This is a genomic window from Neobacillus sp. BP17, from assembly GCF_059579525.1.
Genome location: NZ_CM184198.1, coordinates 5,290,173 through 5,311,034 on the forward strand (window position 1 = coordinate 5,290,173; position 20,862 = coordinate 5,311,034).

A 20,862-nucleotide genomic window follows, 5' to 3' on the forward strand; every position below is an offset into this window, starting at 1 on the left:
TGTACCAAAAACTGACTTTGGTACACCCTCGTGTGGTTTTTATAATTCTTCACCATTCAGCTTACAGGAACAATCCTACAATAGTTCCAGTTAAGACGGATCCCATGGTTGCTACTAATAAAACCTTTAAACCAACCTTAGCTAACTCACTTGCCTTTTCATTATTAATAGCCTGTACCGTTCCTAAAATAATTCCAATGGAAGAGAAGTTAGCAAACGATACCAAGAATGCTGATACAATACCTACCGTCTTATGAGACATATCAGGGATCATTTTCATGAAGTCTAACATAGCGACGAACTCGTTAGCCGCTACCTTCGTACCCATGACAGATCCAGCTCGAACAATCTCACTTGAAGGAATCCCCATAATCCAAGCGATTGGCGCGAATACATATCCAAGTACACCTGTGAAAGAAATACCGAAGATGGAAGTAAAGATCCAGTTAACAGCCGCGATCAATCCTACATAAGTGATCAGCATAGCGCCTACGATTAAGGCTGTCTTTCCGCCGAGCAATGTCCAGTTGCCGATTGCTTCGAAAAGAGATTTTTCAGGAATCATTCCCTTAATATCGATTTTTTCATCTTCCTCTTTCCTTACAGGACACACAATCGTTGATAGGATAAGTCCAGAGAATACGTTAATGGGTAACGCCACCAATACGTACTCCGCAGGAATCATTTGCATGTAAGCACCGAGGATTGAACAACTTACCGCAACAAGAGAAGAAGTAACAACCACAAACAGACGGTTTCCAGAAAGACTAGGTATGAATGACTTAACAGAAAGGATCGCGGACGTATCACCAAATACCATAGAATTCACCGCAACAAATGATTCAACCTTTGGAAGACCTGTTATTTTACTTACTGCCCCGCCAATGTATTTAATCGCTAATGGTAATATTCTAGAATACGTTAAAATACCTAGTAAAGCGGTTACGAATACAATCATCATTAGAACATTAACAAAGAATAAATCCTTTCCTGCAAGGCTGCCGAATACAAATGAGATCCCGTCATTCCCGAAAGAAAGAACTTTGTTAAAGCCATCGACGATTTTGTGCAGAACTTTTTGACCGATTGAAGTATTCAGCATAAACCAAGCGATTAACAACTGAACAGCTGCCATGATACCTACAGCACGAAAGTTAATGTTTTTCTTATCGTTTGACATTAACCAGGCAATACCTATTAGAATAAGGATTCCAACAATTCCAATGATAATTGACATATTATTTTACCTCCAAAGCATTGATTACTTGAATATTTGACTCTCTTTTATAGGAAAGCTTCCCGCTGAAAAAACTGATAATAAAATAGACGATTGCTAGAATTAATACATAGGTCCAGATTTGATCAACCATTGGTGTATTCCAGACACCTAAAAAATAAAGGAGCGCTGGTATGGTCAACGTTACCCATGACTGAACAAATGCAACCAATCCAATATAATGGTCAATTTTCTTATGAAGTGCATTTGATAAGAAGAACAGAAACCATAAGAATGCCCACATAGCCCATGTCAGTGCATTGACAACATTTTGAAAGTGAATAATCGATGTTAAGGTATATATCACTCCAACAATTGCAACCCAAAGACTAAACCAACCAAGACCGCTCCCATCAATCCCCTTCCATGAGGTGAATCCAACATATAAATAAGTTAACCCAAATAAGAAAATAGATGCATAATTGTAAAGCTCCCAATGGTCTTGGCTCGATACGAAGATTAAATAACTTGGGATCACTATTTGAAGGGTCCCTACGAAAATATTAAAGAGACCCACACTCTTTCCATCCGCTTTTCCTAATAGCATCAGACTGTTTAGGAATAACACTGCACCTGATAGAAATAAACCAACATTACTCATATTAATTGCTGTGAAAATTCCTTTTCACAACATTCCCCTCCTTAACCTATTCACGGCATTCTGTTCTCTCTTTACTAACACGACCGATTCTCCGTGAGCGCTTTCATTAATCTTAAATTACTTTACTAATATAACATATATTATGAACAAATGTTAAATCATAATTGAACAAAATTTAAGTTTATTAATTTCCAATTTTCTTAACAATTCCCAATAATAGATAATTACTATTATTTTCACAAAATTATTTATAAAAATTTGAAACTATGTAAAAGACATAATGAAAAAATGTAAAAATAAGACACACTCCCCTCCTATTTATATCATTCAGCCTTTTCTATTTTACCTAAACTGAAAAATCCTCCCACTTAAACTTCATGTTTTTCCAGAAAAAAGACATCCTAAAGATGACAGCGATGTATCCAAATTCCAAGTTGTTATGAATACTGCTCCACCTATGACTGAAGGGAGACTTAGTAATGAAGCTGTATCAAGTCAGAAAAGGGCAATTTGTTTACTATAACAATGAGTTACACAAGGTGTATGGAGTAAAACCAATGTATAAACTCTCCGTTCATCTGATCAAGTTAAGGGATTCAACACAGCATATAACCAATGCAGCGAGTGTGGAAAAATACATTCCAAGGGAAAATGACAGCTTTATTTATAATCATAAGGTATATACGCTTCGGAATAACCAAAAACCAGTAGCGGGAGATTTGATTTTCATTAACAATCCGGATCCCGATACCCTGGACCACTATTCCTTAAATGAAATTGAAGTGGTGGAAACGGTTGATAAAAAAGGGGTCATTACAAGCGATTTGGATGGGATCAAGCATACCGAATATTTATTGATGGTACCTGGACGTGCTCCTGACAGTCATCCGATCGATTATAAAGACATGATAAATATGGAGGAAAACGTTGATGACGCCGGCCCGCAAATTGTTCATCCATACGGTGAGTTATCCACGCAGTTGGGTGACATATATAAAAAGAAGGATAATGATGTGTTAATCGAAGCGATGGTGGTGGCGATCAAAGGACAAACCATTTATCTTGGCGGGGGTTTAGAGGTGCCGCATGAAGAGTTGATGGATACGGATACGTGGGAATTTCAATACAATCCGTTTAATAACTAGCATTAGTATTTTTCCAGTACCAGGAGGTTTCCATGGATAAAATTAAAGAAAATAGTGTCTTCATTATCTCTCTATTACTGACCCTCATCTTTATTGTCTGGGGTGTTTTCTTTACAGAGAATCTTACCAAAGTCACCAACGCCGTTTATAATAGCTCCATTGATTATCTTGGTTGGGTTTATCTCGGTACCACTCTATTCTTCGTCTTTTTTTCGATCTACTTATTGCTCTCAAAATATGGAAATATCCGACTTGGCAGAAAAACCGACACCCCTGATTTCTCCACTCCTTCCTGGCTGGCCATGCTGTTCGGCGCTGGAATGGGTGTTGGGATTGTGTATTGGAGCGTCGCCGAACCAGTCACTCATTATACAGATCCTCCATATGGAAAGGCCTATACCATTGATGCGGCCAACACCGCAATGAAATATACATTTTTCCATTGGGGCCTGCACCCATGGGCAATCTATACTGTTATTGGGTTAGCCCTTGCTTTTTTTCAATATAACAAAAGGCTTCCTGCAGCGATCAGTTCCGCGTTCCATCCCATTTTGGGCGACAGGATTTACGGACCGATTGGCAAAACGATCGATATCCTGTCCATCTTTGCAACGGTCTTCGGTATAGCTACCTCTTTGGGGCTTGGGGCCATGCAGGTTACTGCAGGTATGCATGACATCTTCGGTATTCCGAATACGTTATTGATCCAGCTGATTGTCATCGTGGTCGCAACAGTTCTGTTTATTATTTCCCTTAATACGGGCCTGGAAAAAGGAATAAAGTATTTATCCAACGCAGCCATCATCTTTTCAGTGGCGATCCTTGTACTGATTATGATTGTCGGTCCGGCGTTAACGGTTATTAAAGTGTTTTTCAATACAACAGGACTGTATCTAAGTGACTTTTTACATATGAGTTTACGGATAAGTCCTTTTGGAAAAGGGGAGAAATGGATTGCTTCCTGGACTCTGTTTTACTGGGCTTGGTGGATTGCCTGGGCACCATTCGTCGGCATGTTCATTGCCCGGGTTTCAAGAGGACGGACAATAAAGGAGTTTGTGGTTGGGGTTTTGATCGTTCCCACACTTGGAACCTGTCTTTGGATGTCCGTGTTTGGAGGTTCAGCACTGGACATTGTTCAGGATCCCGGAAACCGTGATTTGGCAAAACATATCGCCGACAATATAAACTTGTCCATATTTATATTCTTCGACCACCTTCCATTAAGCTCCCTATTAAGCATTTTAGGCTTTGCCGTGATCGCTATTTATTATATTACTGTTGCCGATACCGCCACCTTTGTCTTAGGGATGCTAAGTGAAGGCGGAACGCTAAATCCATCTAACAAAATAAAAATGACATGGGGGATCATCCAGTCTGCCTTATCGGCTGTCTTGCTGATTGCCGGTGGCTTGGAGGTATTGCAGACCGCTTCCATCGCCGCTGCACTCCCATTTGCCATTATCATGCTCGCCATGTGCTACTCATTGCTAACAGGTCTAAAAAAGGAAGTTGAATTACAAAGAGGCAATAAAAGGAATACGCAGCATTATTAATGTTAACTAAAAGACCTTCCTGATTGTGTGATTGATCAGGAAGGTAAGAATTCTTGTCCTTAATTAAGTAACCTGCGAAAGTAAAATAAGCGGAATTTTTCCGGTTAAATGCAAAATGGAGTTTGTTTCGGGGTAAATGAGGGAAGTTTTTCCGGTTATGCAAAGCCAAATCCACCATTTTCACGTTCTTCGAGGTCAATAGGCGGAATTTTTCCGTCTATTGAAGCTGTTTTTAATGCTAATTGCTAATTAAGCGGAATTTTTCCGTTTATTTATCTGAACGGGTGCTTAACATGATCCCCAAGCCGATAAAGGCGGACCTCTTAATGTTTTCTCCTATACTTGCAAATATGCTGCAGGGCGGAATAGCCGACATTGACTATTGAAACTGAAATGAACTAATTCTGAAATTTTTTGACTATGAATTAAAGGGCATTGGCCATTTCACTCCCAACGAGGCATATTAATGATGAAAGGCTGAACCATATACATATATAAACGGTATATGGTTCAGCCTTATGTATTTTACCTAGATATTTTTTATTAATAAAATAATTTAAGTAGTTGTTAATTTGGCATAGATGACAAAGAACAGGGTTAATTCCCCTATTACCACAATATATGGTACTACTACTATTAAATTAATAATAAAAAAGACTACTAAAATCCCCAAAAATAACCCTAAATGATAAATTTTCAATCTGTGATGCTTATGTCTATATTGGTGGAAAACAAAAGTAGTTGACAAGAAATAGAGCAAAACAGAACAAAAAACGAAATACAGAATAAATAAATAATGGACTTCTTGTAAAAACAATAGTCTGATCGAAGCTGCAATCATACTCAAAGACATTAAAATAAACAGGTGACCATAAATAATGGTTTGGCCGATCGTTTGTATCGATTTGTCAACTTTCTTCTCCACATTATCGAAATACTGCCACCACATCGCTATTATTAGGAAAAATGATATGGCCGAAAAGCCGATTGAATTCCAATTTCCTTGTTTTGGTTGAATAACCGCAAGGGTGCTGACAAGTGCTTCACCAAAGAGAATAATGGTAAAAAGGCCAAATCGCTCTAATAAGTGTGCCGTATTTGTGGGTACCTTTACTAAATACTTCCGACCAGATATTGGAACCATCATATCGATAATGATACCCGCATATAACACAGCATAACGAAGCCAAGAATCAAAAAGGAGGGAGAGTAGTGATATAATGATTCCAATCCAAAAATACCTTCCCAAATATCGGGCTGCTATTTTTCGAACTCCCTCTTCTATACGCTGGACAATAAGATATTGGGTCGCTGTCACTGCCCTTAAGCCGATATATCCAATTAAAAAAGAAAGATAATATTGATCAAAATCCACTGATAAGCTTGATGTCATTATAAGGACAAAGAACATCTGTATGATCAAAAATAATCGCTGATGAAATAAATCTTGACCAAACCGGTTTACAAACAAGGTTTGCCCTACCCAAGCCCACCAGATAGGAATAAAAATTAACACAAACTTAACTAAAAACTCTGTATGGATATATCCATCTTCAACATGAAGTAAAACATGGGTTGCTGCCGCAACAGCCGCCACAAATAACAAATCATAAAAAAGCTCTAACCACGTTACCTTCTTTTCTTCCATTCTTTACTCCTTCCTGTTCCATAATAGATTTAAATTTCTCAAAAACACCTATGTTCTTCATATCCTATTGGCTTTGTCACGAATAAAGACGACCATATTTATTAATTCAATGATATTTAATTATTTCCTCTAGCAGCTAAGTATGACAGCCTGGAATTAATTTCAGCGTATCCCCACAAATCGTTTATGCTCCTTAATCACCAACTGAATAAATTTTTCCCTCTCCCATTCACTACTTTTAAGAATCTTGATATTTTCAGGCTTTTTCAAAAAACGTTTTACTTTGTTGTTGTGCCAAATGATGTAATTATAGCGAACATCTTTATCCAAATCGGCAAACCATTCTTCTTCCTTTAATTCATTGATATTTTTTTCAAGCTTTGACTTCGGAGTAGGAATCATTGCCTCTATTAGAGCGCCAATCAAATCAATTATAAAATCAGCTATCAACATTTCCACTACTCCTGTCATGAAGAAGAATTCGTTTTGCAATTAAATGATAGTATGGCAATGGTTGAAAGTAAATATTTTGGAGGACCATTCCCTATATTTGGGAAGGTTTTTCTTTCCTTTTGTAGAATCAATTAAACTCCGGGTGTTATTAAAGGGGGAATGATAGATTGATCACAACGACTGATGACAGCGCGAGGACGGAGCATTCCTCCATGTCTAAAAAGTTAATTTTATTAATGTCGCTTGCCTGTGGGATGGCGGTGGCTAATCTTTATTATAATCAACCGCTCCTTGCCGACATGGGGCGAAGCTTTCATGCGACTGCCCACCAAGTCTCAAACATCGCCATGTTTACACAGATTGGATATGCTGTTGGGATGTTTATATTCGTCCCAATGGGAGATATGAAGGAACGCCGGCTGTTGATTGCCAGTTTATTGATTGCCGTTACGATTTCCCTTATAGGGATTGCCACTGCGCAAAACCTTCTCTGGATAAACCTTGCGAGTTTTGCAGTGGGAGTGACCACGGTAGTACCACAAATCATCCTTCCCCTTGCAGCACAATTGGCCGCCCCCGTGGAAAGAGGAAAAGTAATAGGCAATATCATGGGTGGGTTATTCATCGGGATTCTATTAGCAAGAACCGTCTCAGGACTGATCGGAGGAAGCCTTGGCTGGCGCACCATGTACTGGATCGCTGCGGCAATGATGTTGGCTTTAGCAATCATATTGCAGACATTTCTTCCCAAGAGCTATCCAGAATCGCGTTTATCCTTTGCCGGACTTTATAAATCCATTGGGCATTTAATTGTGACCCAGCCGGTTTTAAGAGAAGCCTCATTAATCGGTGCAATGCTGTTCGGCAGTTTTAGCATTTTTTGGACATCCCTCTCGTTTTTTCTTGAAGGGGAACCCTATCATTATGGCAGTGAAGTCGCAGGATTATTTGGCTTAATAGGAATAGTAGGCGTAATGGGTGCACCAATCGTCGGCCGTTTGGCAGACCGATTCAATGCCAAAACAATGGTAGGCCTGTTAATTGGGATTTGCCTATTCTCCTATCTATTCTTCGTTTTTTTGGGAACCTCCTTATGGGCATTATTTGTCGGAGTGGTTCTGTTAGATTTAGGTGTCCAGGGTGCCCAAGTCTCCAATCAAACCAGAATCTACAGTTTAATCCCAGAGGCACGGAGTCGGTTAAATACCGTGTACATGGTTAGTTATTTTCTCGGCGGTTCGCTTGGTTCAACACTTAGCGGCTATGCATGGAGCTGGTGGAAATGGCAAGGAGTTTGTGTGACAGGGGGCATTATGATCGTTATTGCACTAATCATCTGGGCCGCTCATCGGACAAAAACATAAATAGGAAAAGCTTAATGGAAATGTCGTTAGCCTAACAACATTTCCATTAAGATTTTTTATTGGCTATGTTAATCGATAATATTAATTTTAATAGCAAAGTTGATTGGAACGGAAGGCGCGAAGACTCCTGCGGGAGGACGGGGCAGGGGAGACCCCACAGGCGCTTAGCGCCGAGGAGGCTCCCCGGGCCGCCCGCGGAAAGCGAAGCGCCTGGAGTGGAAATCAACGGCCAGTTTTACAAGAGCCATTCATTAAAATAATAGTTTGTTAATTAGAATTTTGTAAATTGTTAAAAAATTACCTTGTAATCTCTTACCAGATTTGATACGATTACGAACATAAAAAATTATTCAACAATACTATTGGTATGACAATATTACTATTTTAATATTGCTCACCTATGATCAAACAGGAGGTTTCTACATGGGCAAAAAATTCATGAAATCATTACTAATTATACTTCCGTTACTTTCGCAATTAGTGGTACTGCCTTTGGTCAATCGAATCGATCCCATTATTTTAGGACTGCCTTTTCTTCAATTTTGGTTATTTTTATGGATCGTCTTAACACCGTTATGCACTTTAGGGATCTATCAACTTGATAAATCAGAAGGGAGTCTTGACTAATGCAACAAGGAAATTTGACAGCTTTGTTAATCACAGCATTTATTGTCTTAACCGTTGTTCTAATTGGATTTATAGCAGGACGTAATAAATCGTCGCGAAGCTCAGTAGAGGAATGGTCGGTTGGCGGCAGACGCTTTGGTGGATTGCTGGTTTGGTTTTTAGTCGGCGCAGATTTATATACGGCTTATACCTTTTTAGGCCTGACTAGTACAGCTTATTCTGGAGGAAGTCTTGCCTTCTTTGCGATTCCTTATTGTATCATCGCTTACTTTGTTTCCTATTTCTATCTTCCTAAACTATGGAAGGTAGCAAATAAATTCAAGCTGACCACACTAGCGGATTATGCGCGAGAGCGTTTTGACAGTAAGCTCCTCTCTTCGATCATCGCTATTACCGGCGTATTGATGCTCATCCCGTATATTGATTTGCAGTTGGCCGGGATCCAAGATACGCTTCAAGTGGCTGGAACGGGCTTCATCAATGTTAAAGTAGTCGTGATTACATCCTTCCTGCTTGTGGCCCTGTTTACGTTCTTTAGCGGAATCAAAGGACCGACCTATACAGCCATCATTAAAGATGTACTCGTCTGGGCGATTATGTTATTCCTTGTGGTTTCTCTGCCGATTATTCATTTTGGCGGCTGGAGTCCAATGATTGATACCCTTGTAAAAGAATCGCCGCAGCTACTGACGATTCCAACTTCCGGTCCAAAAGGAATCCCATGGTTCATCACCGCCTCACTTGTTTCAGCCTTGGCCTTATTTATGTGGGCTCACGGAGCAACTGGCGTATTTACCGCAAAAAGTGCTGATGCTGTTCGAAAAAATGCGATGTTCCTGCCTTTATACAACGTAGTCTTAATCTTGGTCATTTTTCTAGGCTTTGTCGCTTTCCATGTCTTGCCGGAAGGAAGCGATCCGCGCTTTGCCTTTTTAAATCTAATTCAAGTTTCATACGGCGGGATCGGACAAGGGCTGGCCTATTCAACGATCGCCTTAGCATCGTTAATCCCTTGCTCGATTATGGCCATCGGTGCGTCCAACTTATTTGCCAACAACATCTACCGTGATTTAATTAATCCAAACGTAAATGGCGCCAAATTAACACTTGTCACACGTTCGATGGTATTCGTTGTCATTGGTCTTGCTTTATTATTCGGCCTGCTATTCCCTACTGCCCTCGTATCATTACAGCTTTTAGGGGTGTCCGGAATGGTGCAAATTTTCCCAGCCATTGTTGTGAGCTTATTCTGGAAAAATCAAACGAGAGAAGCTACAACGATTGGATTGCTCGTCGGATTGGCCACAACCTTTACCGTTTACGCAACAAACAGCGCACATGGAATTTATGAAGGATTTTGGGGATTATCAGCAAACTTACTAACGATTGTTATTTTGAATCCATTCTTTGCCGCTAAAGCAAAGCATCAAACCAATTTGATAAAGGAATATCTGTTTAATCGATCGAAGTTTGTCCAAATAAATCATCGAAAAGGTGCATAACCAAATAAAAAAACACCGTTGGGTCTATAGTCCAAACGGTGTTTTTCGCTTCGTTGAAAGATTAATTTGAGTACTCATCCAGAAGTTTTTTTATGGATTGGTTTACTTCCTCTATATTCGCATTGTTTACTTTCTCATTATTTATTTCATATTTCTTTTTTAACTTCAAAATTCTACTGACACTTTCATTTATTCTTTGTTCCGTAATTTCCCCTTTTTGGACAGCGTTTTTTAAAGAAGAAATGGCTTCCACTATATTGTTATAACCATGTCCAACTAAAATAATATCACTGCCGGCCTTAACTGATTCGACTGCGGCCCTGCCAATCGAATAATGGTCGATAATTGCCCCCATGGTCATGTCATCCGTGATGACAACACCGCTATAGTCCAGCTGTTGCCTCAAGATCCCTGTTATTATATTTTTGGACATAGATGATGGAAAATCAGCATCCAGTTTGGGCAATAAGATATGGGCCACCATAACAACATCCGCACCGCTATTGATTGCCTTCTCAAACGGGATTAATTCGAGCTCTTTTAGCTGCTGCAGGCTTTTATTCACAATGGGCAGCTCCAGATGGGAGTCAACCGACGTATCTCCATGTCCTGGAAAATGCTTAATGGTAGGAATAATGTGTTGCGATTGTATTCCTTTAAAGGTTTGAATACCAAGCTTACTCACAATTTCAGCATTATTCCCGTATGAACGATCCCCTATCACCGGGTTATTTGGATTGCTGTTGATGTCCAGGACAGGAGCAAAATCAAGATTGAAACCAAATTCCTTTAACTCCTTCCCTAACATCGTCCCCACCTGATAGGAAAACTGAGAATTATTAATGGCCCCAATTTCTTTATTGGTTGGAAAATTAATCAATCCACCAGGGAGCCTGGTCACGCGCCCGCCTTCTTGATCGACTCCCAAGAGAAGCGGCACCTTCTGGCCATTTTCAGACTTCACTTGATTCAATAGCTGCACCGTTTGTGATGGGTTGATTAAATTGTCTTTGTAAAAAATAATCCCGCCCACCTTGTATTTCGTTAATAAACTCTTTGTATTGGAATCCACGGTGGTGCCAGCTATACCTGCGAAGATCAATTGCCCAATTTTCTCATCTAAACTCATGTCAGCTATGGTCTTTTGCTGGTCCGGTGGAGTAGACTGCTCGGGTTGATTTTTAACTTGTGTATAGACGGATATATGGTCCACTTTTGGATTCGACTCCTGATCGGTTGGTTTTGGTAAGATCCACTTTAACTCTGTTAAAGGGGTAACCTGATAAACAAGAATAATTTGGTCTTGTGTTTCATCTTTATAGTAGCGAATCTGATCAGGTTCGCCGCCTGCCTTCTTGATGTCATTTTGCCGGATTTTTTGTAATTCAGGATCATATGATCGGATATCCGTGACAATCTCACCTGTGTATCCTATAACGATATTTCGATTCTTATATTCTTCGTATCTACCACTTTCAGTGTCTGTTGTTTGGTCCGGTTCTCCCCATTTATTTTGTACTTCCTGCTTCTTAGCCTTCCCCGAAACGAAAGGGATACCGACCACTTTTCCTTCCTTCGCCAAGGAAAAAAGGTCATTAATATAGTCATGCAGTTTCTGATTATTGTTTTCACCTATTTCTGGTGGAGTATTGGGTGAAGGTTCAACGGCTGGTTGAGAGTTCTCCGTTGGGTTCTGCTTCCCGTCCCTGTCCTTATCCAAAACATAAAAAACTACAACTAGAATAATAAGGAGCGATAGGATGGACAAAATAAGTGGTTTCAAGATGGACTTTTTACGTTTTGACATAATAGAATCCCTTTCTTTGGCAAACTCACCATTTATATATTGCAAGTTTTACGCAGTGTCTTGTTTATCCATTATACCTAAATGGAGCGTTAAAAACTTGCTGTAACATACAAATATGATTCATACCTCTGTATATTACAGCTTTTTAATGAATCCAGAAACAATGTTTTTATGATATAGAATGCCAGTGAATGAAGGAATCTAACTCCCTTTTTAATGGCTGGTAAAAAGTATGGACTATCCTAGTAAAAATGTTTTATGGTATGATGTTTTAATTGTTTACTGCCATGTTTCACATATACATTCATCTAAGAAAAGAGGTATTTATGAACTCTACTGAATTATCCAAGCGACATTGGTTGCTCATCTTTACACTTTCTTTATTAACATTTGTTCTTGGGACAAGCGAATTTGTTATCGTCGGGATCTTAACCGATATTTCCTCAGGTCTTCATATAGCGAATGAAAAAGCAGGAACACTCGTTTCTGCGTTTGCCATTACATTTGCCATTGCTACACCGCTCGTGATGAGCGCAACAAGTCATTTTCCTAAGCGTAAATGGATGTTGTTTTTAATAGGCTCGTTCATCATCCTGAATGCTTTGTGTGTGTTTTCGACGAGCTACATCATGCTTCTTGTACTTCGGATGATGACGGCGATTGTAACAGGTGTTTTAATCTCCCTTGCCATGATTGTTGCCAGTGAAGCCATTCCAAGCGCCAAACGAGGACTTGCTATATCATTTGTTTTCGGTGGTTTTACTCTTGCAAACGTGATTGGAGTACCAATTGGCACTGCTATCGCTGAATGGTACAACTGGAATGCAACTTTCCTGTTAACGACTTTTCTTGGTGGAATTGCGTTTTTGGCATCTTTCTTCGTTTTGCCTAATAAGCTCAGTCAATTTCGCAGTTCAATGCGTGATCAATTTTCATTGTTGACACACCCTCGAATCTTAATGGCGTTTTTCATTCCATCTTTAGGATTTGGAGCGACGTATGCCGTTTATACGTATCTTGTTCCGATCCTGAATGGAATGGAAGCACCGAGTAATTCAATCAGTTTGATATTATTTGGCTACGGATTTATTTCGATTTTCAGCAACATACTCGCTGGAAAAATTGCTAGCAACAATGCGATCGGGCGTCTTCGCATTGTTTTCCTTTTGCAAGCAATTGTTCTAATCAGCTTATATTGGACTTCAAATAATTTACTCTATGGATTGATTAACATTGGCTTGATGTCTTTAATGGCCATCCTTTTAACAACATCTACCCAGCTTTATTTGATTGACCTTGCAGGTATTTATCAGCCAAAAGCGACAGGACTCGCTGCTTCACTAATGCCAGTCGCTAGCAATATCGGTATTGCCCTGGGGTCCGCAGCAGGCGGAATGGTTTACCATCAAGGCAATTTGATGAGTGTGACATTGGTCGGCGGATTGATTGCAATACTAGCAAGTCTTCTAACTTTTCTAAGCCATCACTTGGACCAAAAACAAACAAAACCCGCATGAATATCCCCATAGCTAAAGCTAGGGGTTTTACACTGCTATTTGATAATAAAAGAAGAAAGAAGTATCAAGAACCTTGAAGTGTTCTTTGATACTTCTTTCAAATGCCTCAAAACCAATACCTTTAAAAACAATTGGTTATAACTCAATCGTTTTTTCAAAAATAAATACAGATACAGCCATATCCTCTTCAATCTTTGCATCCGAAAATAAATGAAGCAGTTTTGAACCTACGATCTCCTCCATTCCCTCAGGTATTTTTTGCTTATATATATCCCGAATCATTTCGGTTCGGGCACTATGAATTACTTTTTTACCCTCTTGTGATTGTGCAATAAATTTTTCTGTCGGAGTTAGAATACCATACATGGTTGTGATGGCCATATTATCCACAAAGTGAGTAAAAATTCGCTCCGGTCCCTTTCCAAAAATCTCTTTCCGCATTTTCCGTACAATATCATTAAACGCTGTTTCCTTTTTCCCCATGTCTCTCCTCCTAACAACTCGATACTATACAACAAAGTCTACAAAAAATTCAACCAGTCCTAAATTTGTCTTGCTTTTCTGGTTTAGAGGAGTATAATCAATGCCGTTGGACAAAATTTAGACAAATTTTATTGATGGAGCCCTAATAAAACTTTTTGTTAGAACTCTATTTATTATTTCCAATGGAATGATTTATTAGTAGGCAATGCTAATTGATTACTCCACCACAAACTGTCGTCTGATGAGACGATTTCTTGTGGTGGAGTTTTTTGTATAAAAATGGAAAAAATATTTTTCTTTCTTGCAAAGTATTTTCCAAAGTTCGTATTTTCGTCTAAAGAGATTAGGAAAATAAATTATTTATATCAGGAGGTTTTTAAAGGAATGTCTTGGATCGTCCTTCATTTTATCGGAATTATTTCATATGCAGCAAGCGGGGCTTTTGTAGCCCTTGAAGCAGAATATTCCTTTGTGGGGGTTTACGCATTGGGTTTAACCACAGCCTTTGGGGGAGGGATCGTACGAAATTTGATTATCGGTGTCCCTATTTCAGAGCTTTGGGACCATTCCATCATTTTAACAGTTTTAATAACGCTGACATTCATCGTATTATTGCCGCTAAAGTGGATTAATCATTGGAAGCGGTGGAGTTTATTTTTTGATTCCATTGGTCTTGCTTCCTTTGCTCTTCAAGGAGCAATGTCAGCCCAAAAGGTTTTTTCTAATGATTTGGGCGTAATGGTCTTGGCGTCGATGTTTACCGGCGTTGGAGGGGGGATGATTCGTGACATCATCGCTGCCCGAAAACCCCTTGCTTTAAAGGAAGAAATCCATGCAATTTTAACGATTTTATGTGCCATATGTATTTGGCTGGGTTGGAACACCCCCATTCAGTTGACCCTGATTGTCCTTATTGTTATGGCGTTACGCATGTCTGCTATTCGCTATCAGTGGCGGCTCCACCTGCCCTGCAATCATAAAAAGGGTAGGAAATCACAGATACGTATTTTATCAGAAAATTCTTTTAGATCGGAGGATTTTACTATCCCTAAAAATTAGGGCCTGTATAAATCTAGCTCCCGATTGATGCTAAATCTATACATTCAAAAAAACCTACAAAGAACAAGCCTTTGTAGGTTAGTTGGAGATCATATTAGTTTATTTAACTAAACTTATACCGCCTTTGTATCAATCTCTCTCTCTAGTTGTACTGATGTTCTAGTAAATGCACTGACCGCGAACATGAATACAATGTTAATGACAAGGGCCGCGATACCGACATCGAGATCTTTTATATACGAAGGGGCCTTCGGAAAGAACGTCGCCATCGTCGAACTAGTTAGGGTGACATAAGCAACCATGATGACACCGGATATAATCCCTGCAGCTGCGCCTGTTTTAGTAACGGGGTTTTTCTTCCATAAACTTAAAAACAGTGGTGGGAATAATTGCAGCACAAAGCTGTAAGCCATGATCAGCAAGGCAATAATACTGTTTCCGCCGAAAAAAGTGAAAAATAAGGCGATTAGCGCCACGATAGGGACACACATACGTGTATAGCGTCCAATTTGCTCGTCGGTGGTATTCGGTTTAATCGACTTATAAATATTTTTCGTTAAGATCGTCGCTGCCGTTAGTAGTAACATCGAACAGGGGACCAATGCTGTTAAGATACCAGCAGCTCCTATGACTCCGACCACCCAAGGATCGAATGTTGCTTTAGCGATTTTAAAGAGGGATAAATCTGTATCCGCTCCTTGTAAATTTGGAATTTGTAAAAGGGCCGTGAAGCCAATGAATAAAATGAATACCAATATGATTTGGTACAGCGGCAAAATGGCTGCATTCTGTCGCAATGTTCTTTCATTTTTCGATGATAAACTGGCACCGAAGCATTGAGGCCACATATATTGTCCTAATCCGATCGTTAAACAGGTTGAAATATACCAGGATATACTTAAGCCCTCGTCAGGCATTAATAAGAACTCCGGCTTTGCCGCATCCAATGTTTCAAACATCGGTTGAATGCCGCCATAATAATGATACGGTAGATAGAAACCTAAAAATAGAATAACACCAAGAAGGAGAATGTCTTTTAAAATGGCCGTTGAGGCTGAACCGTGAATACCGGACAATGACACAAAAATCGTGACGGCAACTACCCCAATACATACAGCTAAATTCGGTGAAATTGCACCGTAGGAAGCCTCTGACACAATGATTTTAAGACCTTTTAACTGTAATACAATATAAGGAATCATTGAAACGACCCCGACGATAGCTACTAATAACCCGAGTGGTTTACTATCATACTTCTTTGCAAAAAAGTCCGATTGAGTAATCACTCGATGCTTTTTGGCATAACGCCAAATCGGAGGCAAAATCCAGAACGGCACAATATAACAGAAGGCGTTAAAGATATAGATGATGGGGCCTCCCATTCGGTAGGTTCCGCCTGTTCCTCCGAGAAATACATACGTTGTAAAAATTTCACCAGCCATTAACACAAACATGACGATTGGACCAAAATTACGGCCGCCTACAGCCCATTCTTCGAGTTGCTGGCCTTTGCGGGCACGAATTCCTAAATAGAAAGCCAGAAGAAAAGTACCGATGAGAATGATAATCGAGCTAATCATTTAGTTTCCTCCTGTCTATCTAATAAAATATTAGTAATCAATAAAAATACTGAAGTTAATACGAGCCAGGCAGTCGCCCAAAAAACAATGAAGGGTAACCCAAATATGTAAGGCTCGATCCGGTTTACGACCGTGAACGCACCAATGATAGGAATTATTGCAAGGATCCAAATTACAACTTTCACTCAGAAATTCCCCCTCACGAAGTTTAGTATGAATTTTCAGACTTTAAATTCTTTGCTTATTCCGAATTCTAATAGAGTAGAGTATAGACTAGTAAAAAACAAGTGATTTTCGCATCAAATTTGAAAACGCTTTACATTTTGGTTCTGTTAAACTGGTCTGTTGATTTCCGTTCCAGGCACTTCAATCAACAGAGTGCCAAAATCAGCATTAACGTTTAACACAGCCTACATTTAAAAAAAATATATAACGGGTATTACATAAAAGGCCGGTTAAGACCTTTTATGTAATAGATCATACCGTAGATGAATCTATCAGCTATTCACCTTTTGGGAATCAACGAAGGATTCTATCAAATCTACGACACGGTTTCCTACATCAGCTGTTGAAGAAGTGCCATTCATATCCGGTGTCAAAACTTCATTTTCTACCAGAAGTTGTTCGATGGCATCCAACACGAGTTTTCCGTATGCTTCATAGCCGAAAAAGTCGAGCATTTGGCTGGCGGACCAAATAGCTGCCAGCGGATTGGCAATTTGCTGCCCAGCAATATCCGGAGCAGATCCGTGAATCGGCTCAAACATGGATGGAAAGTTTCTTTCTGGATTGATATTCGCTCCAGCAGCGAGTCCGATCCCTCCAGCAATGGCAGCTCCCAAATCCGTTAAAATATCCCCGAACAAGTTCGATGTTACAACGACTTCAAAGCGTTTTGGATCTTTAATCATCAGCATCGCCGCCGCATCGACAAGATAAGAAGCCGTTTTGACTTCCGGATAATCTGCGCTCACTTCTTCAAATACCTGATCCCAAAAAACCATTGAGTAATTAAGGGCATTTGCTTTAGAAATGCTCGTCAGCGACCTGCCTTCTTTTTTCGCCGTTTCAAACGCGTAACGAATGATCCGCTCCGTGCCTTTACGGGAAAAGACACCGTTTTGCATAACGACTTCGTGTTCCTGCCCTTTAAACAGCCAATCACCTGCGCCTGAATATTCCCCTTCCGTATTTTCACGAATGAACAGCATATCGATGTCTTCGCGTTTCACATCGACAAGTGGTAAGTGCGCCCCTTTTAGCAGGGTTACCGGCCGAATGTTCACATATTGATCGAAGCTTTTTCGGATTTTTAACAATAGATCCCACAGTGAAATATGGTCGGGGACGCCGGGAAACCCGACGGCTCCCAAATAAATCGCATCAAACTCTTTCAACTGCTCGATCCCATCATCATCCATCATTTTTCCATTTTTCGCGTAAAATTCACAGCCCCATGGAAAGTACGTGAAATCCAATTGGAAACCCGAATCAAGTGCTGCCACTTTGTTTAATACCTTGATCCCTTCATTAATGACTTCAGGGCCAATGCCGTCTCCGGCGATAACAGCTATTTTATAGTGCTTCACAATGATCTCCCTCGTTTTTTAGCCTTGGTTCCAAACGACCAATTTCAGTTCAGTCATTTCTTCCACAGCGTATTTTATTCCTTCACGGCCTGTCCCACTTTCTTTTACACCGCCGTACGGCATTTGGTCAACACGATAGGTCGGCACGTCATTAATAATGACACCGCCCACATGCAATTCTTTTGAAGCGAACAACGCATTTTTCACATTGTTTGTATAAATTCCAGCCTGTAAACCAAAGCGAGAATCATTCACTTGCTCAATCGCCTCTTCAACTGAACGCACTTTGTTAACAACGACAACTGGAGCAAAGGCTTCCTGACAAGAAATTTTTAAGGAATGGTCCGCATCGGTAATAATGGTTGGCTCAAGAACGCCATCCTGCAGTTTGCCGCCCGCTGCTATCCTCGCATCGCTGCCTTTCGTTTCTTCGATCCAGCCCAGCACACGTTCTGATTCCCCTTTAGAGATTAACGCTGAAATATACGTATCCGGATCAAGCGGGTCACCGATTTTCAACTTCTTCGCTGCTTCAGTGAACTTCGCAACAAATTCTTCATATACATCTTCATGTGCATACACACGCTGCAAGGAAATACAAACTTGTCCTTGGTTAGAGAAAGCACCCATGATGCAGCGGTCAATAATCGAATCAATGTCAATATCCTTATCAATAATTAGTGCGGCGTTTGAACCAAGTTCAAGTGTCGTCTTTTTCAAGCCTGCCTTGTTCCGGATCCCGATGCCGACGCTCGGACTGCCTGTAAATGTCACCATGCTAACACGGTCATCTTCGACAATCGCGTCCCCAACCGTGCCGCCAGGACCAGTTACAACATTCAAAGCACCCGCTGGAAGTCCGGCTTCTTCAAAAATTTCCGCAATAAAGAGGGCAGACAGAGGTGTCTGCGATGCTGGCTTCAAAACGATCGTATTGCCAGCTGCGATTGCAGGCCCGACTTTATGAGCAACAAGGTTCATCGGGAAGTTGAATGGGGTGATCGCCCCAATAACCCCAATTGGCTCTCTTAATGTGTAACCAATTCGGCCGACGCCGCCGGCGGCTGCGTCAAAGGGAATCGTTTCTCCGTGAATTCTTTTTGCCTCTTCGGCTGCAAACTTATACGTTTCAATCGTTCTTGCCACTTCCGCTTTCGCGAACATGATGGGTTTCGCTGATTCACGAGAAATAACTTCAGCCGCTTCGTCCGCTTTCTCTTTTAAAAGCGCCACCACATTTTCTAAAATCTCCGCCCGCTGATACGCCGGCATTTTCGCCATACTTTCGCGTGCCTCGTAGGCAGCCGCAATGGCTTGTACTGTCAGATGTTTATCCGCCATCGCAATTTGAGCGATTTCTTCTCCGGAATACGGTGAATATAATGGAGCATATTTCGCTGTTTCTACTTTTTCTCCATTGATCATCAGATACTTCTTCTTCGCTTTGACGTCATTCGCTAAATTACTCATTGAGGGCCTCCAATACCATTTCATGAAATTGTACAATTGCTTTTTCTGAAGACGAATATCTTCCTTTGTTAAATGCACGAGAACGGAAACCAATTTGTTCTAATTCGACAAGTTCCACATCCTCCAGGCGAACTTGTTCCGCAAAAGCAACTAAGTCTTTTTCTTCTTGAGTCAAATTCTCATCGCGGAAATAATAAGTATAAAGAATCAATGTTGTTTCATGATCAATCGGCACCAATTGAATCGTTGCCATATTGCCAGGACCCGGATAAATGGTCAACATTAGGTTTGGCCATAGCCAGAAGAATGATCCGCCTTTCATTTCCGCCTGATTTAAATCGACTGTTCCATAATTTTTATCCGGTTTAACAATCGATCCTTGTAGTGAATAATTTTCACAGGTAATGATTTGATAATCATCCATGTCAAGGGCTGCAACGAAGCTTGGATGTGCCACATGGCAGTGATCACACTCTAAATAATTATCAATAAACGCTTTCCAGTTCGCTTTAATCACCCGTGAGGTTTGGTTTGTTCGTTTTAACTCACTTAAAAACGGATATTTGCTCAAACAATTGAAGAAATCACCGTAAGATTCGCTTAGCGGCTTCGCGTTATCGTCCAAGTTGACAAAGATTAATGATTCCAAGATTTCCATGCGGACTGAACGTAGACAAGCGTCTTGTACACAAGCTGCATCCTCTCCTTTAAAGTTAGGTGCTTTGTTTAATTGCCCATCTAATTTAAATGTCCAGCCATGGTAGGCGCATTGTAAAATTTTCTTCTTACCAGACTCATTTTTTTCAAGCTTTGTTGCACGGTGCGGGCAGACGTTATAAAAAGCGCGGATGACTTCATCCTGCCCACGAGTCACGATAATTGGTTCATTCGCAACTTCAGTGGTAAAGAAAGCACCTACTTTTTCTAACTGACTAACATGCCCCACAAGCTGCCAAGATTTAGAGAAAACAAGATCCATTTCTTTTTCAAGTACTTTCGGATCTGTGTATTTGTCATAAGTCAACGTTCTTTCAAATGTCCGATTAGTTGCATTTTCTACTGTATTATAAGCCATTTTCCATTCTCCTCCGATAATTGATGATGATTAAATACTTCCTGGCAAGGTGCAAGTGTTATTCGTGTTGATTGATGTACTTTCATTGCCACCTCTCAATTTGTATATAT

General features: G+C 40.3%; 18 protein-coding genes. 7 read left to right on the forward strand and 11 right to left on the reverse strand.

Annotated elements, in window-relative coordinates; translation table 11 throughout:
* Positions 1–61: 61 nt before the first annotated feature.
* Together AC4QJR_RS25775 and AC4QJR_RS25780 are read right to left on the reverse strand one after the other, a co-directional pair.
* On the reverse strand, positions 62–1,237 hold the full coding sequence (locus tag AC4QJR_RS25775; RefSeq protein WP_098573883.1) for a NupC/NupG family nucleoside CNT transporter: 1,176 nt from the start codon (positions 1,235–1,237) through the stop codon (positions 62–64).
* A gap of 1 nt (position 1,238) precedes the next feature.
* On the reverse strand, positions 1,239–1,877 hold the full coding sequence (locus AC4QJR_RS25780) for an AmiS/UreI family transporter (RefSeq protein WP_496524670.1): 639 nt from the start codon (positions 1,875–1,877) through the stop codon (positions 1,239–1,241).
* A 479-nt stretch (positions 1,878–2,356) separates the two neighbouring features.
* Between AC4QJR_RS25780 and AC4QJR_RS25785 the strand changes: the two genes are divergently transcribed.
* Both AC4QJR_RS25785 and AC4QJR_RS25790 read left to right on the forward strand, forming a co-directional pair.
* Positions 2,357–3,022, forward strand: coding sequence for a hypothetical protein (locus AC4QJR_RS25785; RefSeq protein WP_375377456.1), 666 nt, complete (start codon positions 2,357–2,359; stop codon positions 3,020–3,022).
* A 32-nt stretch (positions 3,023–3,054) separates the two neighbouring features.
* Positions 3,055–4,578, forward strand: a complete 1,524-nt coding sequence (locus tag AC4QJR_RS25790; RefSeq protein ID WP_496524671.1) for a glycine betaine uptake BCCT transporter — start codon at positions 3,055–3,057, stop codon at positions 4,576–4,578.
* 556 nt (positions 4,579–5,134) lie between these two features.
* Here the strand turns inward: AC4QJR_RS25790 and AC4QJR_RS25795 are convergent.
* Positions 5,135–6,226, reverse strand: a complete 1,092-nt coding sequence (locus AC4QJR_RS25795; RefSeq protein WP_496524672.1) for a low temperature requirement protein A — start codon at positions 6,224–6,226, stop codon at positions 5,135–5,137.
* A gap of 162 nt (positions 6,227–6,388) precedes the next feature.
* Positions 6,389–6,679: a hypothetical protein gene (locus AC4QJR_RS25800; protein ID WP_375377459.1), complete on the reverse strand. Its 291-nt coding sequence runs from the start codon at positions 6,677–6,679 to the stop codon at positions 6,389–6,391.
* A gap of 167 nt (positions 6,680–6,846) precedes the next feature.
* On the opposite strand from AC4QJR_RS25800, the gene AC4QJR_RS25805 reads away from it, so the two are divergent.
* The 3 genes from AC4QJR_RS25805 to AC4QJR_RS25815 all read left to right on the forward strand — a co-directional run bounded on the left by AC4QJR_RS25805 (position 6,847) and on the right by AC4QJR_RS25815 (position 10,172).
* Positions 6,847–8,043, forward strand: a complete 1,197-nt coding sequence (locus tag AC4QJR_RS25805) for an MFS transporter (RefSeq protein WP_496524673.1) — start codon at positions 6,847–6,849, stop codon at positions 8,041–8,043.
* Positions 8,044–8,466: 423 nt separating this feature from the next.
* The gene (locus AC4QJR_RS25810) at positions 8,467–8,670 is read left to right on the forward strand and encodes a DUF3311 domain-containing protein (protein ID WP_375377461.1); all 204 of its coding nucleotides are present in this window, start codon (positions 8,467–8,469) and stop codon (positions 8,668–8,670) included.
* Positions 8,670–10,172 (forward strand): sodium:solute symporter family protein, encoded by a 1,503-nt coding sequence (locus AC4QJR_RS25815; protein WP_496524674.1) that lies wholly within the window; start codon positions 8,670–8,672, stop codon positions 10,170–10,172. The genes AC4QJR_RS25810 and AC4QJR_RS25815 overlap by 1 nt, the downstream gene beginning before the upstream one ends.
* A gap of 61 nt (positions 10,173–10,233) precedes the next feature.
* Here AC4QJR_RS25815 and nagZ read toward each other — a convergent pair whose 3' ends face one another.
* Complete coding sequence (gene nagZ, locus AC4QJR_RS25820; protein ID WP_496524675.1) at positions 10,234–11,979, reverse strand: beta-N-acetylhexosaminidase; 1,746 nt, start codon at positions 11,977–11,979, stop codon at positions 10,234–10,236.
* Between the two features lie 326 nt (positions 11,980–12,305).
* Here nagZ and AC4QJR_RS25825 point away from each other — a divergent pair, with 326 nt between their 5' ends.
* Positions 12,306–13,496, forward strand: a complete 1,191-nt coding sequence (locus AC4QJR_RS25825; protein ID WP_496524676.1) for an MFS transporter — start codon at positions 12,306–12,308, stop codon at positions 13,494–13,496.
* Between the two features lie 135 nt (positions 13,497–13,631).
* Here the strand turns inward: AC4QJR_RS25825 and AC4QJR_RS25830 are convergent, their stop codons facing one another.
* A complete protein-coding gene (locus tag AC4QJR_RS25830) occupies positions 13,632–13,979 on the reverse strand; it encodes a Na-translocating system protein MpsC family protein (protein ID WP_283876314.1) in 348 nt (115 codons plus the stop codon).
* Positions 13,980–14,363: 384 nt separating this feature from the next.
* On the opposite strand from AC4QJR_RS25830, the gene AC4QJR_RS25835 reads away from it, so the two are divergent.
* Positions 14,364–15,038: a trimeric intracellular cation channel family protein gene (locus tag AC4QJR_RS25835; RefSeq protein WP_375377465.1), complete on the forward strand. Its 675-nt coding sequence runs from the start codon at positions 14,364–14,366 to the stop codon at positions 15,036–15,038.
* 113 nt (positions 15,039–15,151) lie between these two features.
* Here AC4QJR_RS25835 and AC4QJR_RS25840 read toward each other — a convergent pair whose 3' ends face one another.
* The 5 genes from AC4QJR_RS25840 to AC4QJR_RS25860 all read right to left on the reverse strand — a co-directional run bounded on the left by AC4QJR_RS25840 (position 15,152) and on the right by AC4QJR_RS25860 (position 20,752).
* On the reverse strand, positions 15,152–16,615 hold the full coding sequence (locus AC4QJR_RS25840) for a sodium:solute symporter family protein (protein ID WP_496526748.1): 1,464 nt from the start codon (positions 16,613–16,615) through the stop codon (positions 15,152–15,154).
* Positions 16,615–16,803 (reverse strand): DUF3311 domain-containing protein, encoded by a 189-nt coding sequence (locus tag AC4QJR_RS25845; protein WP_496524677.1) that lies wholly within the window; start codon positions 16,801–16,803, stop codon positions 16,615–16,617. Before AC4QJR_RS25845 ends, AC4QJR_RS25840 begins: the two co-directional genes overlap by 1 nt.
* Positions 16,804–17,115: 312 nt before the next feature.
* Complete coding sequence (locus AC4QJR_RS25850; RefSeq protein ID WP_496524678.1) at positions 17,116–18,207, reverse strand: tartrate dehydrogenase; 1,092 nt, start codon at positions 18,205–18,207, stop codon at positions 17,116–17,118.
* Between the two features lie 18 nt (positions 18,208–18,225).
* Positions 18,226–19,677 (reverse strand): aldehyde dehydrogenase family protein, encoded by a 1,452-nt coding sequence (locus tag AC4QJR_RS25855; protein WP_496524679.1) that lies wholly within the window; start codon positions 19,675–19,677, stop codon positions 18,226–18,228.
* Entirely contained in the window at positions 19,670–20,752 is a 1,083-nt protein-coding gene (locus tag AC4QJR_RS25860; RefSeq protein WP_496524680.1) for an aromatic ring-hydroxylating oxygenase subunit alpha, read from the reverse strand. Before AC4QJR_RS25860 ends, AC4QJR_RS25855 begins: the two co-directional genes overlap by 8 nt.
* Positions 20,753–20,862 lie beyond the last annotated feature (110 nt).

Coding starts and splice junctions, on each gene's coding strand:
- AC4QJR_RS25775 (WP_098573883.1), bottom strand. CDS start 1,237: ATGTCAATTATCATTGGAATTGTTGGAATCCTTATTCTAATAGGTATT.
- AC4QJR_RS25780 (WP_496524670.1), bottom strand. CDS start 1,877: ATGAGTAATGTTGGTTTATTTCTATCAGGTGCAGTGTTATTCCTAAAC.
- AC4QJR_RS25785 (WP_375377456.1), top strand. CDS start 2,357: ATGAAGCTGTATCAAGTCAGAAAAGGGCAATTTGTTTACTATAACAAT.
- AC4QJR_RS25790 (WP_496524671.1), top strand. CDS start 3,055: ATGGATAAAATTAAAGAAAATAGTGTCTTCATTATCTCTCTATTACTG.
- AC4QJR_RS25795 (WP_496524672.1), bottom strand. CDS start 6,226: ATGGAAGAAAAGAAGGTAACGTGGTTAGAGCTTTTTTATGATTTGTTA.
- AC4QJR_RS25800 (WP_375377459.1), bottom strand. CDS start 6,679: ATGTTGATAGCTGATTTTATAATTGATTTGATTGGCGCTCTAATAGAG.
- AC4QJR_RS25810 (WP_375377461.1), top strand. CDS start 8,467: ATGGGCAAAAAATTCATGAAATCATTACTAATTATACTTCCGTTACTT.
- AC4QJR_RS25815 (WP_496524674.1), top strand. CDS start 8,670: ATGCAACAAGGAAATTTGACAGCTTTGTTAATCACAGCATTTATTGTC.
- nagZ (WP_496524675.1), bottom strand. CDS start 11,979: ATGTCAAAACGTAAAAAGTCCATCTTGAAACCACTTATTTTGTCCATC.
- AC4QJR_RS25825 (WP_496524676.1), top strand. CDS start 12,306: ATGAACTCTACTGAATTATCCAAGCGACATTGGTTGCTCATCTTTACA.
- AC4QJR_RS25830 (WP_283876314.1), bottom strand. CDS start 13,979: ATGGGGAAAAAGGAAACAGCGTTTAATGATATTGTACGGAAAATGCGG.
- AC4QJR_RS25835 (WP_375377465.1), top strand. CDS start 14,364: ATGTCTTGGATCGTCCTTCATTTTATCGGAATTATTTCATATGCAGCA.
- AC4QJR_RS25855 (WP_496524679.1), bottom strand. CDS start 19,677: ATGAGTAATTTAGCGAATGACGTCAAAGCGAAGAAGAAGTATCTGATG.
- AC4QJR_RS25860 (WP_496524680.1), bottom strand. CDS start 20,752: ATGGCTTATAATACAGTAGAAAATGCAACTAATCGGACATTTGAAAGA.